This window comes from Rhodobacter capsulatus SB 1003, from assembly GCF_000021865.1.
In the GTDB taxonomy this organism is placed as follows: domain Bacteria; phylum Pseudomonadota; class Alphaproteobacteria; order Rhodobacterales; family Rhodobacteraceae; genus Rhodobacter; species Rhodobacter capsulatus_B.
This window is the reverse complement of the sequence record NC_014034.1, coordinates 2,563,709-2,584,287: the sequence shown is the minus strand read 5'-3', so window position 1 is coordinate 2,584,287 and position 20,579 is coordinate 2,563,709. Positions and strand designations below refer to the sequence as shown.

The following is a 20,579-nucleotide window of genomic DNA, read 5'->3' as shown; positions in this document are numbered from 1 at the left end:
GGATAGAGGGGGCGCGACATCCTTTAGCAGCAGGCCCGCCATGACCGAAGAAGAAGCGCCGAAGTCCCGTCCCGTCGTGCGGCTGCGCCCCAAGGCCGAGGCCCGCGCGATCCGGCACGGCTTTCCCTGGGTCTATGCCGACGAGCTGGTGACCGACCGGCGCACGCAGGGCCTCGCCCCGGGCGTGATCGCGACGCTGGAAGATGCCGAGCGCCGTGTGCTGGGCACGGTCACGGTGAACCCGAAATCGAAGATCATCGCGCGGATGCTGGATCGCGACGCCGAGGCGGTGATCGACCGCGACTGGCTGGCGGCGCGGCTGTCGCGTGCTTTGGATCTGCGCAGGCGGCTCTTCGATCAGCCCTTCTATCGCCTTGTCCATGCCGAGGCCGACGGCCTGCCCGGTGTCATCATCGACCGTTTCGGCGATGTCGCGGTGGTGCAGCCGAATGCCGCCTGGGCGGAGGCGCTGATCGGCGATCTGTGCGCGGCCCTCGTTGCGGTGACGGGCGTGAAGACGGTGATCAAGAACGGCTCGGGGCGCTCGCGCGGGCTGGAAGGTCTGCCCGAGGAAACCGTGGTCCTGTGCGGCGCCATCGACGGCCCGGTGCCGGTCGAGATGAACGGCGCCACCTACATGGCCGACGTTCTGGGCGGGCAGAAGACCGGGCTGTTCTTTGACCAGCGCCCGAACCACGCCTTTGCCGCGCGGCTGGCGCGGGGGGCGCGGGTGCTTGACGTGTTTTCCCATGTCGGCGGTTTCGCGCTGGCGTGCCTGGCCGGTGGGGCGGAAAGCGCTTTGGCCGTCGATGCCTCGGCTGCCGCTTTGGATCTGGCGACGCAGGGCGCCGCGGCGATGGGGCAGGGCGCGCGTTTCGCCACCCGTCAGGGCGATGCCTTTGCGACGCTTGAGGCGCTGGCCACCGAGGGGGCACAATTCGAGGTGGTGATCTGCGATCCGCCCGCCTTTGCGCCGAACAAGCAATCGCTCGATGCGGGCTTGCGCGCTTACGAACGCGTTGCGCGGCTCGCTGCGCCGCTGGTGGCGCCGGGCGGGTATATCGTGCTTTGCTCCTGTTCCCATGCCGCCGATCTGGTCGCCTTCCGCAATGCTTCGGCCCGCGGTCTGGGCCGGGGCGGGCGGCGTGCGCAACTGCTGCACACCGGCTTTGCCGGGCCCGATCACCCGATGCTGCCGCAACTGGCCGAATCGGCCTATCTGAAATCGCTGGTCTTCCGGCTGGATTGATGCGCGCCGCCCCCGGCAAGGTGCTGCTCGATGCCTGCGTGCTTTACCCGACGGTTCTGCGCGAGATCCTGACCCTTTGTGCGGCCGAGGGGCTTTTCACGCCGCTGTGGTCGGACCGCATCCTGGAGGAATGGGCGCGGGCGGCGGCGCGGCTGTCCTCGGGCGACGAGGCCTTTGCGCGGGGCGAGATTGCCGCCCTCAAGGCCCGTTTCCCAAGGGCCAGCATCGCCCCCCGCCCGGGGCTCGAATCGCGGCTGCATCTGCCCGATGAAAACGACATCCATGTGCTGGCCGCTGCCATATCTGGCGGGGCCGAGGCGATCGTGACGCAAAACCGGGCCGATTTCCCGCGCGGCGTCCTGGCGGCCGAGGGGCTTTCGCGCCTTGATGCCGATGGCTTCCTCTGGGCGCTTTCCGCCGATCATCCCACGCAGGTCGCCGCCGTGGTCGAACGTGTCCGGGCCAAGGCCGAGGCGCTGTCGGGCCAAGGCTGGACCACCCGGGCGCTTTTGAAAAAGGCCAGGCTCTTTCGCCTTGCCCGTGCGCTTGAAACCGCCTGAGACTTTCCACGCCCTTGCCAAACCGCTTTGAGTTCGCCCGACACCGGGCTAGACTTGCACTTGGCGCCACGGTAGAAACAGCATGTGTTACCGCTAACATATGCAACCCAGGACGGCGCATCCGGAGGAGGGCGCCAGTCATGCCAAGAATCGGAGCCAGCCCCATGGTGTCGCGCGTCATTCCGGTCGATCTTTTCGATCTCGTGATCTTCGGAGCCACGGGCGATCTTGCGCAGCGCAAGATCCTGCCCGGGCTTTACCGCCGCTTTCACGCCGGTCAGATGCCCGAAGGCGCGCGGATCATCGGCGCCGCCCGCTCCGACATGGATGCCGAGGGCTTTCGCGCCCAGGTGACCAAGGCGATCGCCGATTTCGTCGATCCGGCGAAACATGACGCGGCGACCATCGCCGCCTTTCTGCAAAGCCTTGACTATGTCTCGGTCGATGCGACGGGCGAGGGCGGCTGGGACAGTCTCAAGGCCAAGGTCGATCCCGCGCGGATCAATGCCTTCTATTTCTCGGTCGCGCCGATGCTGTTCGGCCCCCTGGCCGACCGGCTCAAGGCGCATGGGATCGCCGGGGATCAGTCGCGCATCGTGGTGGAAAAACCCTTCGGCCGCGATCTGGCCTCGGCCCGGGCCTTGAACGCCACCTTGGCCGCGCATTTCGAGGAAAGCCAGATCTACCGGATCGACCATTATCTGGGCAAGGAGACGGTGCAGAACCTGATGGCGGTGCGGTTCGCCAACATCCTGTTCGAGCCGCTTTGGAACGCACAATATATCGACCATGTGCAGATCACCGTGGCCGAAACCGTGGGTGTCGGCGGGCGCGGCAGCTATTACGACAAATCGGGCGCGATGCGCGACATGGTGCAAAACCACCTGATGCAGCTGTTGTGCCTGATCGCGATGGAGCCGCCCTATCACTTCGACCCCGATGCGGTGCGCGATGAAAAGGTCAAGGTGATCCGGGCCTTGCAGCCCGTTCCCGCGGCCGACATCGTGCGCGGGCAATATCTGGGCGTGAAGGCCACGGCCGGGCGGGCCGAGCAGCCGGGCTATCTGGCCGACAGCGAAAACCCCGACAGCCGCACCGAAAGCTATATCGCGCTCAAGGTGCAGGTGGCGAACTGGCGCTGGCAGGGCACGCCGTTCTATCTGCGCACCGGCAAGCGGCTGCGGGGCCGGGCCAGTGAAATCGCCATCACCTTCAAGGCGCCGCCGCATTCGATCTTCGATCAGGAAGAAGCCAGCTGGCGCGAAAACGTGCTTGTCATCCGGCTGCAACCGGACGAGGGCATGAATCTGAAAGTGATGATCAAGGAACCGGGTCCGGGGGGGATGCGTCTGGTGCAGGTGCCGCTTGACATGTCCTTTGCCGAGGCTCTGGGCGAGGATGGCGCCGACATTCCTGACGCTTATGAACGCCTCATCATGGATGTGATCCGCGGCAACCAGACCCTTTTCATGCGCGGCGACGAGGTCGAGGCCGCCTGGGCCTGGACCGATCCGATCATCGCGGGCTGGGAGGCCCGGGGCGACCGGCCGCGGCCCTATGACGCCGGGTCTTCGGGGCCGGAAGATGCCTTGATGCTGATGCACCGCGACGGCCGTCGCTGGCGGGAGATCCGCGAATGAACCTGATCGAATATCCGGACCGCGAATTGATGATGCTGGCGCTTGCCGACAAGGTCGCAAGCCAGCTGCGCCGCGCTTTGGAGGTCGAGGAACGGGTGACGCTGTGCGTGCCCGGCGGCACCACGCCCGGGCCGGTCTTCGACATCCTTTCGGGGCTGGATCTGGATTGGGCGCGGGTCTGGGTGATGCTGAATGACGAGCGCTGGGTCGATGAGACCAGCCCGCGTTCGAACACCGCGCTGTTGCGCAACCGGCTGTTGCGGGGGGCTGCGGCGCTGGCCCATCTGGTGCCGCTTTACGCCCCCGCCGCAACGCCCGAGGAGCGGCTGGAGGAACTGTCCCACGGCGTCCGTTCCGCGCTGCCGCTGACCGTGCTGATGCTGGGCATGGGGGCGGACATGCACACGGCCTCGCTCTTCCCCGGCGCCGACCGTCTGGCCGAGGCGCTGGCCCCCGATGCCCCCCCGGTGATGGCGCTGCGCGCGGAGGCCGCGGGCGAGCCGCGGATCACGCTCACCGCGCCCGTCCTGCGCGCAGCCATGCATTGCCATCTCCTGATCACCGGTGCAGAAAAGCGCGCAGCACTGGAGCGTGCCGCAAGCCTTCCCGAAACCGAGGCCCCGGTGCGCATCGTCCTTTCCAACGCCACCATCCATTGGGCCCCCTGATGAACCGTTTCGATGACCTTCTTGCCCATGCCGCGACCGTCAAGGACCGGCATATCCTCGATCTTTTCGCCGCCGATCCCGACCGCGCCGCCCGTTTCAGCGCCGAATTCGGGTCCTGGTTCTTCGATTTCTCGAAAACCAACATCGATGCCGCGGGGCTGAAGCTGCTGATCGATCTGGCGGAAAAGACCGGCGTTGCCGCACGCCGCGACGCGATGTTCGCGGGCGAAAAGATCAACGAGACCGAGGGCCGGGCGGTGCTGCACATGGCCTGGCGCAACTTCCGCGACACGATCACGGTCGATGGCCACGACGTCATGCCCGCCTTGCGCGACACCCTTGGCCGGATGCAGGATTTCGCCGAAGACGTGCGCACGGGCCGTTTCACCGGGCAGGGGGGCCGGATTACCGATGTGGTCAATATCGGCATCGGCGGCTCGGATCTGGGGCCGGTGATGGCCTCGGTCGCCTGCACGTCTTTTGCCGACGGGCCGCGGCTGCATTTCATCTCGAATGTCGATGGCGCCCATGCCCATGACGTGCTCTCGGGGCTGAACCCGGAAACGACGCTGGTGATCGTGGCGTCCAAGACCTTCACCACGATCGAGACGATGACCAATGCCGAAACCGCCCGCGCCTGGATGGCGGCGAAGGTCACGGACCCGGCGGCGCAATTCTCCGCGATCTCGACCGCGACCGACAGGACGGCGGCTTTCGGCATCCCGCCCGAGCGCGTCTTCGGCTTCGAGGATTGGGTGGGCGGGCGCTATTCGGTCTGGTCGCCGATCGGGCTCAGCCTGATGATCGGCATCGGCCCGGGCTATTTCGCCGAATTCCACGCCGGCGCCGCCGCGATGGACCGCCATTTCCGCGAGGCGCCGCTGGCGGAAAACCTGCCCGTTCTGCTCGCGCTGGTCGGCATCTGGCACAATCAGGTGCTGGGCCATGCCACCCGCGCCGTGCTGCCCTATGAACAGCGCCTCGCCCGGCTGCCCGCCTATCTGCAGCAGCTGGAAATGGAGAGCAACGGCAAGCGCGTCTCGATGGACGGCGCCGATCTGCCCTGGCATTCCGGTCCGGTGGTCTGGGGCGAGCCCGGCACGAACGGCCAGCACGCCTTTTACCAGCTGATCCATCAGGGCACCCGGGTCGTGCCTTGCGAATTCCTCCTCGCTGCGCGGGGCCGCGAGCCCTATCTCGAACATCAGCACCTTCTGCTCGTCGCCAATTGCCTGGCCCAGTCCGAGGCGCTTCTGCGCGGCCGCTCGCTTGCGGAAGCGACGGAGATCATGGCGAAAAAGGGCCTGACCGGGGCAGAGCTGGACCGCCAGGCCCGCCACCGCGTCTTCCCCGGCAACCGCCCCTCGACGACGCTGCTGATCGAGGTGCTCACCCCCTTCACGCTTGGCGGCATCGTCGCGCTTTACGAACATCGGGTCTTCGTCGAGGGCGTGATCCTGGGCATCAACAGCTTCGACCAATGGGGGGTCGAGCTGGGCAAGGAACTGGCGCTGGCGCTGGCTCCGGTGCTCGAGGGCAGCTCGGAGGGCGCGGGCAAGGACGGCTCGACGCTCGGCCTCGCCCGACGCATCCGCGCGGCGCGGGCCTGAGCAAGGGGGGCGCTGCCCCCCGTCCGCAAGCGGACTCCCCCCGGGATATTTTCGGCAAGATAAAGCACGATCGGGGCTTCTCATTCATCTTGCCGCAAATATCCCGGGGGGTGAATTGCCGAAGGCAAGAGGGGGGCAGCGCCCCCCCCTTCTTTGGCGTCGCTGCGGTTCAGCCCATCCGTTCCGAGGTGTAGCCGCCGGGCGAGGCCGGGAAGACGACGGTCTTGTTGCCGTTGATGAAGACGCGGTGCTGCACATGGGCGTGGATCGCCCGGGCGAGCACCAGCGCCTCGACATCGCGGCCAAGGCTGACGTAATCCTCGGGGCTTTGCGCATGGGTGATGCGGACGGTTTCCTGCTCGATGATCGGGCCTTCGTCCAGATCCGCGGTCACATAGTGCGAGGTCGCACCGATCAGCTTCACGCCGCGCTCATAGGCCTGCTTGTAGGGGTTGGCGCCCTTGAAGCTCGGCAGGAAGGAATGGTGGATGTTGATGATCTTGCCCGACATTTTCTGGCAGAGCTTGTCCGACAGGATCTGCATGTAGCGCGCCAGAACCACCAGCTCGGCCCCCGATTCCTCGACGACATCGAGCAGATGCGCCTCGGCCTCGGGCTTGTTTTCCTTCGTCACCTTGATGTGGTGGAACGGGATGTCGTGGTTCACCACCACCTTCTGATAGGTCATGTGGTTCGACACCACGCCGACGATCTCGACCGGCAGCGCGCCGATGCGCCAGCGGTAAAGCAGGTCGTTCAGGCAATGGCCGAAGTTCGAGACCATCAGCAGGACCTTGACCTTCTTTTCGGCGTCATGGATCGCCCATTCCATGTCGAATTCTTGCGCCACCGGCTCGAAGCCCGCCTTCAGGCTGTCAAGCGTCGCGCCCGTCTGCGACACGAAGGTGACGCGCATGAAGAACTGGCCGGTCAGAAGGTCGTCATACTGGTTTGAATCGGTCAGGTTGCAGCCGCTGTCGGCCAGATAATTGGCAATCGCCGCCACGATCCCGCGGGTCGAGTGGCAGTTCACGGTCAGCACATAGGTGGTCATTCCCGGTTCCTTTCGCGGCCCCTACAGAGTGTCTCGGAGGCGTCTAGCACATATTCCCCGCCCCGCGCCAAGGGGCCTGCCGGGATGCGACCGCGAATGACGAAAAAGCGTCAGGTGGCGTGTCGCAATTGCTCCGGGGCGCGCGATCTTCCCGCCCAGGCGCTTGCCGGGGCCGGGATTTCGCCGCGGCTTCGCCCCGGCGACCCGCCGGGGGCTCCGCCCCGGACCCCCGGGATATTTTGGGCAAGATAAAAGGGGCCCGGGGTCCTGAGGCCTTCGGTCCTGCCGGGGACGGCTTTGGCTTTTCCTGGTGCAAATACGCCGGGGGTGCGGGGGCGGCCCCCGCCGGGTCGCCTTGGCGAAGCCAAGGCGAAACGCTTTCGCGCCCAGGCAAAAGGCCGCCCGAAGGCGGCCGTTTCATCGCGATGTCAGATCTGCTTTTCGGGCAGATGCACCACCAGCCCGTCGAGCAGCGAGGTGACCTTGATCTGGCAGGTCAGCCGCGAGGTCGCGGGGTTCGGCTCATAGGCGAAATCGATCATGTCGGTCTCGGTCGGCAGGGCTTTCGGCAGCTTGTCCACCCAGGCCGGATCGACATAGGCGTGGCAGGTCGAACAGGCGCAGGCGCCGCCGCAATCGGCGTCGATGCCCGGCACGCCATTGTCGCGCGCCGCTTCCATCACCGTCAGCCCCGGTTTCGCCTCCACCTCGTGACGGGTGCCGTTGTGTTCGATGAAGATGATCTTCGCCATGAAATCCTCGTGTGCCTGTGGCTGCGCTGGGTTCGTCCTCCCTTTAGGACAAAGGCGCCCGCTTTGCCAGCGCCCCTTTGCGGCGCATCCCAAAGCCGCTATGGTCGCGCCGACACCGACCCGGACCCGCCATGACCTTTTCCCTGCCTTGCCCGACCCTTGCCCTGCTGACCCTTTGCGCGGCGCTGGCGGGCTGCACCGGGGCCGGGGGGCCGACGACCGCGGAGAAGCCCGCAGGTCAGGCCGCGCAGGCGCCGGTGCCGATCGTCGCCCCCCCGGCGAATTCGCTGGCGGGCGAATGGCTGAAATCCCCCCCCGGCGCCGAGGCGAAGGGCTGCTTCACCGAGGAACGCCGCCCCGCCATCGTCGAGACCGTCACCGAACATGTGCTTGTCGAACCCGAAGAGCGCGACCCGAAGACCGGCGCCGTCACCAGCCCCGCCAGCTACCGCACCACCACCCAGGCCCGCATCGTCTCGGGCGGGGGGCGGATGTGGTTCGCCTCGGTTTGCGCCGCCGACATGACCACCGCCCGCATCGCGGTGCTGCAACGCGCGCTTTGGGTGCGCGGGCTTTACGCGGGCCCGCTCGACGGGCAGATGAGCGCCGCCACCCGCGAGGCGATCCGCCGCTATCAGACCCAGCGCGGCCTGCTCAGCGCCGAACTTTCGCTGCGCGCGGCGCGGGAAATGGGCGTCGTGTCCTGGCTGGCGACGCCCTGACGCAAAAGGCACCCCGAAGGGTGCCTTTCTCCGTTCAGCCGGTCCCGCCGGGCCGATTATTGCAGCGGCACCGCGACGAAACGCGGCTCGCCCTCGCGCCGGATCAGAAGCAGCACCGATTTGCGCCCGCCCTCTTTCGCCTCGGCCACCCGGGCCTTCAGGTCGTCAAGCGAGGTCACCGGCTGCTGCCCGGCCTCGACGATCACGTCGCCCGCCCGCAGCCCCTTGTCAAAAGCCGCCCCGGTCGCGTCGATATCGGTCACCATCAGCCCGGTCAGATCTTCGGGCAGGTTGCGCTCGGCCCGCATCGCATCGGTGATCGGCGAGAGCACCATGCCCAGCACCGCGCCGCCCGCCAGCGCCGGGGCCGTGCCGCCCGCCGCCGCCTCGCTGCTTTCGGCCAGTTCGCGCTGCCCCAGCGTCACCTGCAACGTCACCGGCTTGCCCGCGCGCATCACCACGACATCGACCGCCTGGCCCACCGGCGCATCGGCGACGCGGCGGGTCAGCGATTTCGTGTCCTTCACCGGCGCCCCGGCAAAGCTGATGATCACGTCGCCCGATTTCATCCCCGCCACCTTGGCCGGGCCCTCGGGCACTTCCGACACCATCGCGCCTTCGGGCGTGGCCAGGCTCATCGCCTCGGCCATGTCGGGGGTCAGGTCCTGGATCTTCACGCCCAGCCAGCCGCGCCGGGTGGCGCCGAATTCCTGCAGCTGGCCCACGACCTTCGAGACCACGTTCGAGGCCATGGAAAAGCCGATCCCGATCGAGCCGCCATTGGGCGAGAGAATCGCGGTGTTCACCCCGATCACCTTGCCGTCCATGCTGAACAAGGGCCCGCCCGAGTTGCCGCGGTTGATCGCGGCATCGGTCTGGATGTAGTCGCCATAGGTGCCGCTCAGTTCCCGGTTGCGCGCCGAGACGATACCGACCGAGGTCGAGAAGCCCTGACCCAGCGGGTTGCCCATCGCCATCACCCAGTCGCCCTCGCGCATCGTGTCGCTGTCGCCGAAGCTGACAAAGGGCAGGGGCTCCTTGCTTTCGACCTTCAAAAGCGCGATGTCGGTTTTCGGATCGGTGCCGACGATCTTCGCGTCCAGCTTCTTGCCATTGGCGAATTCGATCGAGATTTCATCGGCGACGGTGTTGCCATCCTCGCCCTTGATGACGTGGTTGTTCGTCACGATGTAGCCATCGGCCGAGATCACGAAACCCGAGCCCAGCGCATCGGCGCGGTGTTGCCGCTGCGGCCCGCCCTGCGGCATGTTCGGCATGCCGAATTCCTTGAAGAACTCTTCGAAGGGCGAGCCCGGCGGAAAGCCCGGCATGCGCCCGGCGGGTTCGGAAACTGTGGTCGAGGTGGTGATCATCACCACCGCCGGTTTCACCTGCACGACCAGATCGGCGAAGCTTTCGGGCACCGGCCCCGCCTGGGCGGGCGTCATCGCCAGGGGCGAAAGGGCGAGCGCGGTGGAAAGCAGCACCGCCATCAGGATCGGTCGGGCGCGGCGCGGGGTCGTCAGGGGAAGAGGGGTCTTGGTCATGCGGGTCTCCCGTGGTCCTTGGCCGGTGCTCCGGCTGGCCTTCTATAAAAGCGTAAGCGTCGCGCCGTTCAAATGAAAGCCCGTCGCGGGGCGTCACTTCGATGTGAGAGCGCCGCGAGGCTCATGTGAGGGCCCGCACCAGCGCGACGACACCCACCCCCGCAGCCACTGCCGCAAGGCCGATCCGGCGCCGCCCCACCGGGCCAAGGCTGGCCAGCAGCGCCAGCACCTCGACAATGCGCGAAGGGGCCAGCACAAGTGCCAGCCCCTCGATCACGAGCACAAGGCCCAGAGCGGTGAAAACCGCCGCCATCAGTTTCCGGCCGCGGGGGCGGTGCCGCCCGCCGCCAGCGATGTCACGAAGCGTTCATAGTCGAAGTAAAGGCTGCCCGGTTCCGTCACCAGCGAGGAGGTGCCCGGCTTCAGGCTTTCGGCATAGAACTGCAGCGCCCGGGTGAAGGCGAAGAAGCTTTCATCCTTGCCGTAAGCTTCGGCATAGATCCGGTTGCGTTCCGCATCCGCCTGACCGCGCACGATTTCCGCCTGCTTGCGCGCCTCCGAGGTGAGTTCGACCACCTCGCGGTCGGCGGTCGCCCGCACCCGCTGCGCCGCCTCGCCGCCGCGGGCGCGTTCATCCGCCGCCTCGCGTTCGCGCTCGGCCCGCATCCGCGCATAGGTCGCGGCCAGGTTCTGCTCGGGCAGGTCGGTGCGCGTCAGCCGCACGTCGATCACGTCAACGCCCAGCGCATTCGCCTCGCGTTTGGCGATGTCGCGGATCTTGTTCATCAGCGCCGTGCGGTCATTCGACAGAACCGCCGTCGAGGGCACCGAGCCCATGACTTCGCGGATCGCATTGTTCAGGATGCCGTCCAGCCGGTTCTTGGCAAAGCTTTCGCCGCCATCGCCCACCGCTTCGCGGAACTTCACCGCATCGACGATGCGCCAGCGCGCAAAGGCATCGACCACCAGACGACGGTCATCAAGCGGCGTGACTTCCAGCGGTTGCGTGGTCAGGCTGATGATCCGGTCATCATATTTCACCACATTCTGCACGAAGGGGATCTTGAAGCCGATTCCCGGTTCGGTCCGCGCCGCGGTCACTTCGCCGAATTGCAGCACCAGCGCCTTTTCGCGTTCGTCGACCGTGTAGATCGACGACAGGCCAAGGCCCACGGCGATGATGCCGATCGGGATCAGGAGTTGTGCCTTCATCAGTTCGCCCCCCCGGTCGTCGGCTGCACCGGCCGCAGCCGGTCAAGCGGCAGATAGGGCACGGTGCCCGATTGCCCGTCGATCACCACCTTGTTCACGCCGCCCAGCGTCGTGCTCATGGTTTCATAGAACATCCGCCGCTTCGTCACCTCGGGGGCCTTGCGGTATTCCTCGTAGACCGAGGTGAAGCGCGCGGCCTGACCCTGGGCATCGTTGACCACCTCGGCGCGATAGGCCTCGGCCTGCTGCACCAGCTGCGCGGCCTGCCCGCGGGCGCCCGCCGTCACCTGGTTGGCATAGGCGTCGGCCTCTTTTTCCAGCTTGTCGCGTTCCTGCTGCGCGGCTTGCACGTCGCGGAAACTGTCGATCACCTCGCGCGGCGGATCGGCGCGGTTGAAGTTCACCCGCACGATGTTGATCCCGGCCTGATAGCTGTCAAGCGTGCCTTGAACGGCGGTGCGCAGATCCGCGGCGATGGTGCCGCGGTCGCGGTTCAGGATCGGCGCCAGTTCGGACCGCGCGATGATGTCGCGCATGGCGGATTCGCTGACGGCGCGGATCGTGTCCTCGGGGTCGGCGAGGTTGAACAGGAATTTCGACGGGTCCGAGACGTTCCAGACGATCTGGTAGCTGACATCGACGATATTCTGGTCGCGCGTCAGCATCAGCCCGGAATCGGTGACGAAATCGCTGCTGCGCCCCGAGGAGAACACGCCGTCGCTGCTTTCCGAAGTGCCGATGGCGCGGGTGCGGCCGGTGCCGACCTCGGTGGTGCGTTCGTCGGTGACCGGGATCACCACTTTCGACACCACCGGCCAGGGCGCGAAGTTCAGGCCCGGGTTGCCGGTGGCGTGGTATTTGCCGAACATCAGCTCGATCGAGCGTTCGTTCTGCTGCACCGTGTAAAACGAGCTCCAGGCCCAGACGGCCGCCAGGGCCACCGCGCCGATCGCGATCGTGCCCAGCGTGAAGGCCGGGCCGTCGTCGCGCCCGCCGCCGGGGCGGCCCGGACCGCCGCGCCCGCCCATCAGGACGCGCAGCTGCTCGGTGCCCTTCTTCACGATCTGGTCGATTTCGGGAATGGGGGCGCTGTCATTGGGCCGGCGCGGGCCGGGGCGGCGCGGCGGCTCGCGGTCGTCACCGCCACCCGAGCCCCAGGGTCCTCCGTTGGTCATGCTGTCCTCTTTCGAATGTCCTTGCCCCGAAGTGGGGATTGTTTGCGCAATGTCAACCGCTTCGCTCAGGAATGCCGGGTCGGTGCCCGCATCGTCACCAGTTCCTCGGCCATCGTCGGATGCACGGCACAGGTGGCGTCGAACTGCTCCTTGGTCGCGCCCATCTTCATCGCGATGGCCGCCATCTGGATCATCTCGCCTGCTTCGGGCGCGACGATGTGGCAGCCCAGCACCTTGCGCGTCGCCTTGCAGACGATCAGTTTCATCAGAACGCGGTCCTCCGCCCCCGCAAAGGCCGAGCGCATCGGCTTGAAAGCGCTCGTATAAACCTCGATCGGGCCGTCTTTGCGGGCGGCTTCCTCGCTTTGCCCGCAGGTGCCGAATTCGGGCCGGGTAAAGACCGCCGAGGCGACAAGCTCGTGATCGCTTACTCGCGGTTTCGCGCCAAAGACGGTGTCGGCAAAGGCGTGCCCCTCGCGGATCGCGACCGGGGTCAGGTTGATCCGGTCGGTCACATCACCCACCGCAAAGATCGAGGGGACATTGGTCTGCGACCAAGCGTCAACCAGCACCGCGCCATTGGCGGCCAGCTTGACGCCCGCGGCTTCCAGCCCCAGCCCGGCGGTGTTCGGCACCCGGCCGGTGGCGTAAACCACGGCGTCAAATTCCTGCGACCGGCCATCGCCGCAATGGGCGACGACGCCGGTTTCGGTCTTCGTGACCCGGTCGATGATGACATTTTCATGCACGTCGATGCCGCGCGCTTTCATCTGCGCCACGATCAGATCGCGGCATTCGGTGTCGAAGCTGCGCAGAAGCGGCGAGCGGTTCCATTGCGCCACCGAAACCCCCAGCCCGTTGAAGACACAGGCGAATTCGGACGCGATATAGCCGCCGCCGACGATCAGGAGGCGCTTGGGCAGCGCGGGCAGATGAAAGAGGTCGTTTGAGGTCAGAACGTGTTCTGCGCCCTCGAAGGCGGGCACGAAAGGCCGCCCGCCGACCGCAATCAGGATGTGTTTCGCGCTGATCACCCGGCCATCGGCCAGTGCGACCTCATGCGGGCCCTTCACGGTGGCGCGGCAGTCATGCACCGTCACGCCCGCATTCTGCTGCCCGGCGCGGTAGATCCGCTCCAGCCGGTCCAGTTCCGCATGCAGCTTGGCCCGAAACGCGCCCCAGTCGAACCCGCCGATGGCCGCATCCCAGCCATAGGCGCGGGCCTCGGCCACGGCGGCGGGCATGGTCGAGGCGAAAACCATCAGCTTTTTCGGCACGCAGCCGCGGATGACGCAGGTGCCGCCCATCCGATCCTCTTCGGCCAGCGCCACGCGCGCGCCATAACCGGCCGCGATGCGGGCCGCCCGCACGCCGCCCGAACCCCCGCCGATCACGAAGAGGTCGAAATCGAAGCTCATCTGCCGTCCTTTCAAAGGTCGCGACCCCGTGGCCGCGCCCAAGGACTTAGCCCCGCGCCCCGGTTCCGGCAAGGGCAGGCGCCCGCGCCGCCAGTTCCGCCTGCCAGGCGGCGTTCTCCTCGGCCGTCATCACCCAGCCCGGCACCGAAAGCTCGCGCAGCCGCACCGGCGCCTTCGCAGCTCCGGTGGCGGGGGTGCCCTCGCCGGTGATCTCGGCATAGGGGACGGTGGTGTATTTGCCGAAAAGCTTGCCGATCTCGACCCGGTCGGCGCGGAAGACCAGCACCGGACGCGGCACCGAGAGCACCACCCAGGCGAGATAGAAGCACAGCGTCGCCCCCACCGCGCCGACGATCGCATTCAGGATCATGTCGTCGCGGAACCCCTCGCCGAAGAAGGCGGCCAAGGTCAGGATCGGCGTGATGATCTGCACCACCCCGATCAGCCCGATCACCCCCCCCATCACCAGGGGCAGCACGGACCGGCCGGGGATCACCAGATCCGGGCGGGTCTCAGTCGAGGTCGGCGAAGATGTTCTCGTCATCGGCAAAATCGATCCGTTCATGGGCAATCGTGCCCGCGTTGATGTCGCGCAGCTCGACCTGGCCCTCGGCGCCGCCAATGATCACCATGTCGCAGATGTCGATGAACAGCCCGTTCTCGACCACGCCCGGGATCTGGTTGAGCGCCACCGCCAAAGCCCGCGCGTTGCCGATGCGGTTGAGGTGCAGATCGACGATATAATTACCCTCGTCGGTGATGTAGGGCTGCGTGCCATTCAGCCGCAGCGTCGTCTGCCGCCCCAGAACATCGGTGGCGATCAGCATTTCCTCGATCAAGGCGCGGGTGGTCTGCCAGCCGAAGGGCACGACCTCCACGGGCAGCGGAAAGGCGCCGAGGTTCACCACTTCCTTTGACGCATCGGTGATGACGATCATCCGGTCCGAGGCCGTGGCGACGATCTTTTCCTGCAACAGCGCGCCGCCGCCGCCCTTGATCAGCTGCAGCTGCGCGTCGAATTCATCGGCGCCATCGATGGTCAGATCGAGCCATTTCGCCTCGTCCAGACCGACGACTGAAATCCCGATCTGCCGCGCCAGATCGGCGGTGCGCGAGCTTGTCGGCACGCCGACGATGCGCAGCCCTTCCTCGCGCACGCGCTCGCCCAGACAGCGCACCATCCAGGCCGCGGTGGAGCCGGTGCCCAGACCGACCTTCATCCCGTCTTCGACGAAATCGACGGCACGGCGCGCGGCGGCGAATTTCGCCTTGTCGATGGGGGAAAGCTCGGCGGGCATGGCGGCTCCTGTCGGACGGGATGCGGATCTTGCGCGCCGTTATAGCCAAGCGGTCAGCCCCATGCGAGGGATTTTTGCGTCCGGCCCCGGGCGCGGGCGGTCAGCGCCGCACCAGCCCCGCGCTTTCCAGCGGGCTGTGACCGCGCCGGTGCTGCAAGATCAGCTTCGCGACCTTGGGCGTGGGCACGATCGGCCGCGCGGGCAGGCCGGTGAAAGGATCGCTCGACAGGCTCTGGCGCAGCGCCAGCGCCTGTGTGGGTTCCAGCACGCTCATCGTCTTCGGCCCGGCCAGCATGGTTTCGGCGCGGGCGTTTTCGGCAAAGATCACCTCATGCGTGGGCATCATCACATGCACCCAGTCCACCCGTGCCCGGGGGGCGCGGGCGATGCCGGGCAGGCCCACCAGCGCCTTGGCGGCGACCAGCACCTCTTCTCCGGCAAGCGGACCGGTGGCCGGGCGGATCAGCACCCGGTGCTGCCCGGACAGAAACAGAGCCCGGTCATTGCCCAGCACGCCGGGGGCAAAGCGCACCGGCGCCGTCGCCCCCAGGCCGCCGACGCGCCAGCGCCCGACCCATTGCACCGGCCGGTAGCCATTGTCCGAGGTCTGCAACCGGTCCTCGGGCCCCAGATCCTCGACCGGTTTCGGGCCGCGCCGGGTGGCGATCAGCGTTCCGGCGGCAAAGCAGATCGCCTGGCTGGCAAAGGGGGTCAGCATCCCCTCGGTCTCGAGCCCGGTGATGCGATAGGCCCGGCCGGGCTTCAGCCGTTCGGAGGCCGCCAGCCCGCGCCCGGTGGCGGGGGTGTCGATCAGATGCACGACCTGCGTATCGGCCAGATCCTCCGAGGCGAGCGGGCGGATCCGATAGGACACATCGGGTTCGATCGCGGCGCCGTCGGGGTCCGCCCCGTCCGCCTCGGGCAGGTCGATGAACCGCATCGCCGCCCCGGGGCGCAAGACGAAATGGGCCCGCCCCAGCGCGGCTTCCTCGCTGCCGGGCACCGAGCCGAAAGGATCCGGACCGGAGGAGGTGACCTCGGTCAGCGGCCAGAAACAAAGAGTGGGCATGGCACCTCCTGCCTTTGCGACAGTATCGCCAGAACCGATGAAACAGCGCTTAACATGTTAAGCTGTTTAGCGAATTTTGCGGCGCCCGCCAGAGCGGGCCGGACCGGCGGGCCGGGAAGGTGGCCGGGGCACCGCTTGCGTGCGCGCAAATGTCGCTTTCGCGCTTTCGTCGCGGGGCGCGACAGGGCAGCATGGGGCAAAGGGAGTGCGCCATGTTTCTGAGCGTTTTCGACATCTTCAAGGTGGGCGTCGGGCCGTCCTCCTCGCATACGATGGGGCCGATGGTGGCGGGGGGGCGGTTTCTGGACATGCTGCGGGCCTCGCCCTTTCATCCGCGCCATCTGCGGGTGCGGCTTTACGGCTCGCTCGCCTTCACCGGCAAGGGGCATGCCACGGACCGCGCGACGATCCTGGGCCTCGCCGGGTTCCTGCCCGAAAGCTACGAGGCCGAGAAGGCCGAGGCGGTGCTGGCCGCCAACCGCGAGAGCCTGACGCTGACACCGCCCGGGCTGGGCCCGCTGCACTTCGACCCCGATCACGACCTGATCTTCGACTACGGCCACCCGCTGCCCGGCCATGCGAACGGCATGGTGATCGAGGCCCGCGATGCCGAGGGCGACGTGATCCTGCGCGAGACCTTTTATTCGATCGGCGGCGGGTTTGTCCTGACCGAGGCGGAACATGCCGCCATCGATGACAAGACGCTCGCCGCGCCCTCGCCGGTGCCCTATCCGTTCCGCAAGGCCGATGAGATGCTGGCGATGGCGCAGGCCTCGGGGCTGACGATCGCGCAGATGAAGCGCAGGAACGAGCGGCGGTTCCGCTCGGAGCCGGAGATCGAGGCGGGGCTGGCGCGGATCTGGCAGGTGATGAACGATTGCCTGACGCGGGGGCTGGAAACCGACGGCGTGCTGCCGGGCGGGCTGAAGGTGAAGCGCCGCGCCAAGGCGATCCATGCCGCGCTTGAGGCCGAACGCGGTCTGAACATGGTGGCGCCGCATACGATCAACGACTGGATTTCCTGTTACGCGATGGCGGTGAACGAGGAAAACGCGGCGGGCGGGCAGGTGGTGACGGCGCCGACGAATGGCGCGGCGGGGGTGGTGCCCGCGGTGATCCGCTACTGGCTGGATCACGTGCCCGGGGCGAGCGGGTCGCAAGTGGGGGATTTCCTGCTGACGGCGGCGGCGGTGGGGGGCATCATCAAGACCAATGCCTCGATTTCGGGCGCCGAATGCGGCTGTCAGGCCGAGGTCGGCTCGGCCGCGGCGATGGCGGCGGCGGGCTTGGCCGCCGTGCTGGGCGGCACGCCCGAGCAGATCGAGAACGCGGCCGAGATCGCGCTGGAGCATCATCTGGGCATGACCTGCGACCCGGTAAAGGGGCTGGTGCAGGTGCCCTGCATCGAACGCAACGGCCTGGGCGCGATCAAGGCGATTTCGGCGGCCTCGCTGGCCTTGCGCGGTGACGGCACGCATTTCGTGCCGCTCGATGCCGCGATCGAGACGATGCGGCAGACCGGACGCGACATGCACGAGCATTACAAGGAAACGAGCCTTGGCGGTCTGGCGGTGAACGTGCCGAACTGCTGAGGCGGTTGCGCCCTCCTTGGGCGGGCAAGCCCGCCGCGCGTCGGGCGCTTCGGGGGCGCTGCCCCCGCCCGCAAGCGGGCTCCCCCGGGATATTTCGGGCAAGATGAAAGGAAAAGACCTTCTTTATCTTGCCCGAAATATCCCGGGGGGTGAATTGGCCGAAGCAGGAGGGGGGCAGCGCCCCCGTTTCGTCTCAGAGCGCGCGCCAGCCGATGTCGCGGCGGCAGAACCCCTCGGGCCAGTCGATCGCATCGACCATCGCATAGGCGCGCTGTTGCGCCTCGGCCAGGGTCGCGGCGCGGGCGGTGACGTTGAGCACGCGCCCGCCGGTGGCAAGGATCCTGCCGTCCTGCGCCGTCGTTCCGGCATGAAAGACCATTTGCGCACTGGTTTCGGGCAGGCTGTCGAGGCCCTTGATCTCGCTGCCTTTTTCGTAAGTGCCCGGATAGCCGCGCGCCGCCATCACTACGGTCAGCGCGCAATCTTCGGCCCATTGCGCGGTGATCTGATCCAGCCGCCCCTCGGCGCAGGCCTGCAGCAGATCGAGCGCCTGACCGCCCAGCCGCATCATCAGCACCTGGCATTCCGGATCGCCGAAGCGGACGTTGTATTCGACCAGCCGCGCCCGGCCGTTCTCGATCATCAGCCCGGCGTAAAGCACGCCCTGAAACGGCATGCCGCGCCGCGCCATTTGCGCCACGGTGGGGCGGATGATTTCGGCCAGAACCTGCTCCTGGATCGCCGCGCTCAGCACCGGCGCCGGGGAATAGGCGCCCATGCCGCCGGTGTTCGGGCCGGTGTCGCCGTCGCCCACCCGCTTGTGGTCCTGCGCCGTGCCGATGGGGGCCACGTTCACCCCGTCCGACAGGATGAAGAAGCTCGCTTCCTCGCCCGCCATGAATTCTTCGATCACCACCTCGGCGCCCGCCGCGCCAAAGGCGCCGCCGAAAATCTCGCGCAGCCCGGCCTCGGCCTCCGCGAGCGTCATCGCCACGATCACGCCCTTGCCCGCCGCCAGACCATCGGCCTTGACCACGATCGGCGCGCCCTGCGCCCGCACATGGGCCAGCGCGGCCTCCAGATCGGCAAACCGCGCCCAGGCGGCGGTGGGGGCGCCGCAGGCGTCGCAGATTTCCTTGGTGAAGGCTTTCGAGGCCTCAAGCTGCGCCGCCTGCGCCGAGGGTCCGAAGGTCAGCACCCCCGCCGCCCGCAGCGCATCGGCCACGCCCGCGGCCAGGGGCGCCTCGGGGCCGACGATGACGAAATCCACCGCGTTTTCCGCGACACAGGCCAGAACGGCCGTGGCGTCGCAGGGGTCGATGGCAGCGAGTTCCGCCAGCTGCCCGATGCCCGCATTGCCGGGGGCGACGATCAGCCGGTCGCATTTCGGGTTCTGTTTCACCGCCCAGGCCAGCGCATGTTCGCGCCCGCCGCTGCCCAGAATGAGAATGTTCATGCGGTTCCCCCGTTTGTGGCCGCAATGGCCCTTGGCCTCGGCTTTCGCGCCTTCTAAGGTTTCGCGACACATCAGGCAAGGCGACATGGACATCCTGGACGACGGCCCCGAGGCTTCGAAAACCGGCCCCTCCGGCAACACCCCCGAATTCACCGTCTCGGAAATCTCGGGCGCGGTGAAGCGGGTGATCGAGGGCGAATTCACCCGCGTGCGCGTGCGCGGCGAGGTCGGGCGGGTCAGCCGTCCCGGCTCTGGGCATCTTTACTTCGACCTCAAGGATCCGAATGCGGTGATCGCCGCGGTCAGCTGGAAGGGGCAGGTGGCGCGGATGCAGATCCGCCCCGAGGAGGGGATGGAGGTCATCGCCACCGGCAAGTTGACCACCTTTCCGGGGCAGTCGAAATATCAGCTGATCGTCGATGATGTCGAACCCGCGGGGGCGGGGGCCTTGATGGCGATGCTCGAGGCCCGGCGCAAGGCGCTGGCGGCCGAGGGGCTCTTCGATCCGGCGCGGAAAAAGCCGATCCCGTATTTGCCCGCGGTGATCGGGGTGGTCACTTCGCCCTCGGGGGCGGTCATTCGCGACATCCTGCACCGTCTGCGCGACCGCTTTCCGCGCCGGGTGCTGATCTGGCCCGTTGCGGTGCAGGGCCAGGCCTGCGCGGCCGAGGTCGCGGCGGCGATCCGCGGCTTCAACGCGCTCGCGCCGGGGGGCAAGGTGCCGCGCCCCGATCTGATCATCGTCGCGCGGGGCGGCGGCTCGCTCGAGGACCTCTGGGGCTTCAACGAGGAAGCGGTCGTGCGCGCGGCGGCGGAGAGCAAGATCCCGCTGATTTCCGCGGTGGGGCATGAAACCGACACGACGCTGATCGACTTTGCCGCCGATCGCCGCGCGCCGACGCCGACGGCGGCGGCGGAAATGGCGGTGCCGGTGCGCGCCGAACTGGCCACCCGGCTTTCGGAAATGCAGGCCCGGATCAGCCGCGCCACCCAGACCCGGATGGCCAGCCGGGCGCAGCGTCTGGCCGATCTCTCCCGCGCGCTCGGCCGCCCCGAGGCGATCACCCGGCCGCGGCGGCAGCGCTTCGATCTGGTGGCCGACCGGCTTTTGCCCGCGCTGCGGATGGTCGTCGTGCGCAAGCGCGCGGCCTTTGCGCCGCTGGAAGCGCGGATCTCGCCCAAGCTTTTGCAGACCTATCTGCGGGTCGAACGCGACCGGCTGGCGGGGCTTTCCGACCGGCTTCTCCGCGCAGAGCAGGCCCGGCTGACGCGCGCGCAGGACCGGTTCGCGCGGCTCGCCGCGATGTTGCAGACGCTCGGCTATCAGGAGACGCTGCGGCGCGGCTATGCGGTGGTGCGCGGCCCGGCCGATCAGGTGCTGACCTCTGCCGCCACCGCGGCAGGGCTGGCGCCGCTCGAGATCGAGTTTCAGGATGGCCGCCTGCGCGTCCTTCCCTCCGATGCGCCGCCGCCTGCGCCCGCCCCGAAACCGGCGGCAAAACCGCGCAAAGCGGCGAAAACTCCGCCCGATCAGGGCTCCTTGTTCTGAGGGGCTTT

At 67.6% G+C, this 20,579-nt stretch carries 19 protein-coding genes; 8 read left to right on the top strand and 11 right to left on the bottom strand.

Features of this window, described 5'->3' with window-relative positions; translation table 11 throughout:
* The first annotated feature begins 40 nt into the window (after positions 1-40).
* From RCAP_RS11910 to pgi, 5 genes are all read left to right on the top strand, one after another.
* On the top strand, positions 41-1,249 hold the full coding sequence (locus RCAP_RS11910) for an RSP_2647 family RNA methyltransferase (protein WP_013068119.1): 1,209 nt from the start codon (positions 41-43) through the stop codon (positions 1,247-1,249).
* Positions 1,249-1,809: an RSP_2648 family PIN domain-containing protein gene (locus tag RCAP_RS11905; RefSeq protein ID WP_013068118.1), complete on the top strand. Its 561-nt coding sequence runs from the start codon at positions 1,249-1,251 to the stop codon at positions 1,807-1,809. The genes RCAP_RS11910 and RCAP_RS11905 overlap by 1 nt, the downstream gene beginning before the upstream one ends.
* 164 nt (positions 1,810-1,973) lie before the next feature.
* A complete protein-coding gene (gene zwf, locus RCAP_RS11900) occupies positions 1,974-3,449 on the top strand; it encodes a glucose-6-phosphate dehydrogenase (RefSeq protein WP_013068117.1) in 1,476 nt (491 codons plus the stop codon).
* Positions 3,446-4,117: a 6-phosphogluconolactonase gene (gene pgl / locus RCAP_RS11895; RefSeq protein WP_013068116.1), complete on the top strand. Its 672-nt coding sequence runs from the start codon at positions 3,446-3,448 to the stop codon at positions 4,115-4,117. The genes zwf and pgl overlap by 4 nt, the downstream gene beginning before the upstream one ends.
* Positions 4,114-5,727, top strand: a complete 1,614-nt coding sequence (gene pgi / locus RCAP_RS11890; protein WP_394296328.1) for a glucose-6-phosphate isomerase — start codon at positions 4,114-4,116, stop codon at positions 5,725-5,727. Before pgl ends, pgi begins: the two co-directional genes overlap by 4 nt.
* 169 nt (positions 5,728-5,896) lie before the next feature.
* Here pgi and purU read toward each other — a convergent pair whose 3' ends face one another.
* The gene (gene purU, locus RCAP_RS11885; protein ID WP_013068114.1) at positions 5,897-6,781 is read right to left on the bottom strand and encodes a formyltetrahydrofolate deformylase; all 885 of its coding nucleotides are present in this window, start codon (positions 6,779-6,781) and stop codon (positions 5,897-5,899) included.
* A gap of 428 nt (positions 6,782-7,209) precedes the next feature.
* Positions 7,210-7,533 carry a ferredoxin FdxE gene (gene fdxE, locus RCAP_RS11880; RefSeq protein WP_013068113.1) on the bottom strand — a complete coding sequence of 108 codons (324 nt, stop codon included), beginning with the start codon at positions 7,531-7,533 and terminating at the stop codon, positions 7,210-7,212.
* Between the two features lie 131 nt (positions 7,534-7,664).
* Here fdxE and RCAP_RS11875 point away from each other — a divergent pair, with 131 nt between their 5' ends.
* The gene (locus RCAP_RS11875; RefSeq protein ID WP_013068112.1) at positions 7,665-8,255 is read left to right on the top strand and encodes a peptidoglycan-binding domain-containing protein; all 591 of its coding nucleotides are present in this window, start codon (positions 7,665-7,667) and stop codon (positions 8,253-8,255) included.
* A gap of 56 nt (positions 8,256-8,311) precedes the next feature.
* On the opposite strand, the gene RCAP_RS11870 is transcribed toward RCAP_RS11875, so the two are convergent.
* The 8 genes from RCAP_RS11870 to RCAP_RS18570 form a co-directional block, all read right to left on the bottom strand.
* Entirely contained in the window at positions 8,312-9,802 is a 1,491-nt protein-coding gene (locus RCAP_RS11870) for a Do family serine endopeptidase (protein WP_013068111.1), read from the bottom strand.
* Between the two features lie 121 nt (positions 9,803-9,923).
* Positions 9,924-10,115 (bottom strand): DUF2065 family protein, encoded by a 192-nt coding sequence (locus RCAP_RS11865; RefSeq protein ID WP_013068110.1) that lies wholly within the window; start codon positions 10,113-10,115, stop codon positions 9,924-9,926.
* Positions 10,115-11,017, bottom strand: coding sequence for a protease modulator HflC (hflC, locus tag RCAP_RS11860; RefSeq protein ID WP_080514621.1), 903 nt, complete (start codon positions 11,015-11,017; stop codon positions 10,115-10,117). The genes RCAP_RS11865 and hflC overlap by 1 nt, the downstream gene beginning before the upstream one ends.
* The gene (hflK, locus tag RCAP_RS11855; RefSeq protein WP_013068108.1) at positions 11,014-12,189 is read right to left on the bottom strand and encodes an FtsH protease activity modulator HflK; all 1,176 of its coding nucleotides are present in this window, start codon (positions 12,187-12,189) and stop codon (positions 11,014-11,016) included. Before hflK ends, hflC begins: the two co-directional genes overlap by 4 nt.
* A 65-nt stretch (positions 12,190-12,254) precedes the next feature.
* Positions 12,255-13,607 (bottom strand): glutathione-disulfide reductase, encoded by a 1,353-nt coding sequence (gene gorA / locus RCAP_RS11850; protein ID WP_013068107.1) that lies wholly within the window; start codon positions 13,605-13,607, stop codon positions 12,255-12,257.
* Positions 13,608-13,653: 46 nt separating this feature from the next.
* On the bottom strand, positions 13,654-14,151 hold the full coding sequence (locus tag RCAP_RS11845) for a hypothetical protein (RefSeq protein WP_131618313.1): 498 nt from the start codon (positions 14,149-14,151) through the stop codon (positions 13,654-13,656).
* On the bottom strand, positions 14,120-14,905 hold the full coding sequence (gene rpiA / locus RCAP_RS11840) for a ribose-5-phosphate isomerase RpiA (RefSeq protein WP_013068105.1): 786 nt from the start codon (positions 14,903-14,905) through the stop codon (positions 14,120-14,122). Before rpiA ends, RCAP_RS11845 begins: the two co-directional genes overlap by 32 nt.
* Positions 14,906-15,005: 100 nt before the next feature.
* Positions 15,006-15,974: a Hint domain-containing protein gene (locus tag RCAP_RS18570; protein WP_013068104.1), complete on the bottom strand. Its 969-nt coding sequence runs from the start codon at positions 15,972-15,974 to the stop codon at positions 15,006-15,008.
* Between the two features lie 212 nt (positions 15,975-16,186).
* Between RCAP_RS18570 and RCAP_RS11830 the strand changes: the two genes are divergently transcribed.
* Positions 16,187-17,566 carry an L-serine ammonia-lyase gene (locus RCAP_RS11830; RefSeq protein ID WP_013068103.1) on the top strand — a complete coding sequence of 460 codons (1,380 nt, stop codon included), beginning with the start codon at positions 16,187-16,189 and terminating at the stop codon, positions 17,564-17,566.
* A 193-nt stretch (positions 17,567-17,759) separates the two neighbouring features.
* On the opposite strand, the gene purD is transcribed toward RCAP_RS11830, so the two are convergent.
* The gene (purD, locus tag RCAP_RS11825) at positions 17,760-19,022 is read right to left on the bottom strand and encodes a phosphoribosylamine--glycine ligase (RefSeq protein ID WP_013068102.1); all 1,263 of its coding nucleotides are present in this window, start codon (positions 19,020-19,022) and stop codon (positions 17,760-17,762) included.
* Positions 19,023-19,107: 85 nt separating this feature from the next.
* Here purD and xseA point away from each other — a divergent pair, with 85 nt between their 5' ends.
* A complete protein-coding gene (xseA, locus tag RCAP_RS11820; RefSeq protein WP_013068101.1) occupies positions 19,108-20,571 on the top strand; it encodes an exodeoxyribonuclease VII large subunit in 1,464 nt (487 codons plus the stop codon).
* The last annotated feature ends 8 nt before the right edge of the window (positions 20,572-20,579 follow it).

What these genes read in the sequence shown, in the direction of transcription:
- RCAP_RS11910 (WP_013068119.1), top strand. Translation starts at nt 41, where the DNA reads ATGACCGAAGAAGAAGCGCCGAAGTCCCGTCCCGTCGTGCGGCTGCGC.
- RCAP_RS11905 (WP_013068118.1), top strand. Translation starts at nt 1,249, where the DNA reads ATGCGCGCCGCCCCCGGCAAGGTGCTGCTCGATGCCTGCGTGCTTTAC.
- zwf (WP_013068117.1), top strand. Translation starts at nt 1,974, where the DNA reads ATGGTGTCGCGCGTCATTCCGGTCGATCTTTTCGATCTCGTGATCTTC.
- pgl (WP_013068116.1), top strand. Translation starts at nt 3,446, where the DNA reads ATGAACCTGATCGAATATCCGGACCGCGAATTGATGATGCTGGCGCTT.
- purU (WP_013068114.1), bottom strand. Translation starts at nt 6,781, where the DNA reads ATGACCACCTATGTGCTGACCGTGAACTGCCACTCGACCCGCGGGATC.
- fdxE (WP_013068113.1), bottom strand. Translation starts at nt 7,533, where the DNA reads ATGGCGAAGATCATCTTCATCGAACACAACGGCACCCGTCACGAGGTG.
- RCAP_RS11875 (WP_013068112.1), top strand. Translation starts at nt 7,665, where the DNA reads ATGACCTTTTCCCTGCCTTGCCCGACCCTTGCCCTGCTGACCCTTTGC.
- RCAP_RS11870 (WP_013068111.1), bottom strand. Translation starts at nt 9,802, where the DNA reads ATGACCAAGACCCCTCTTCCCCTGACGACCCCGCGCCGCGCCCGACCG.
- RCAP_RS11865 (WP_013068110.1), bottom strand. Translation starts at nt 10,115, where the DNA reads ATGGCGGCGGTTTTCACCGCTCTGGGCCTTGTGCTCGTGATCGAGGGG.
- hflK (WP_013068108.1), bottom strand. Translation starts at nt 12,189, where the DNA reads ATGACCAACGGAGGACCCTGGGGCTCGGGTGGCGGTGACGACCGCGAG.
- gorA (WP_013068107.1), bottom strand. Translation starts at nt 13,607, where the DNA reads ATGAGCTTCGATTTCGACCTCTTCGTGATCGGCGGGGGTTCGGGCGGC.
- RCAP_RS11845 (WP_131618313.1), bottom strand. Translation starts at nt 14,151, where the DNA reads ATGACGAGAACATCTTCGCCGACCTCGACTGAGACCCGCCCGGATCTG.
- rpiA (WP_013068105.1), bottom strand. Translation starts at nt 14,905, where the DNA reads ATGCCCGCCGAGCTTTCCCCCATCGACAAGGCGAAATTCGCCGCCGCG.
- RCAP_RS18570 (WP_013068104.1), bottom strand. Translation starts at nt 15,974, where the DNA reads ATGCCCACTCTTTGTTTCTGGCCGCTGACCGAGGTCACCTCCTCCGGT.
- RCAP_RS11830 (WP_013068103.1), top strand. Translation starts at nt 16,187, where the DNA reads ATGTTTCTGAGCGTTTTCGACATCTTCAAGGTGGGCGTCGGGCCGTCC.
- purD (WP_013068102.1), bottom strand. Translation starts at nt 19,022, where the DNA reads ATGAACATTCTCATTCTGGGCAGCGGCGGGCGCGAACATGCGCTGGCC.
- xseA (WP_013068101.1), top strand. Translation starts at nt 19,108, where the DNA reads ATGGACATCCTGGACGACGGCCCCGAGGCTTCGAAAACCGGCCCCTCC.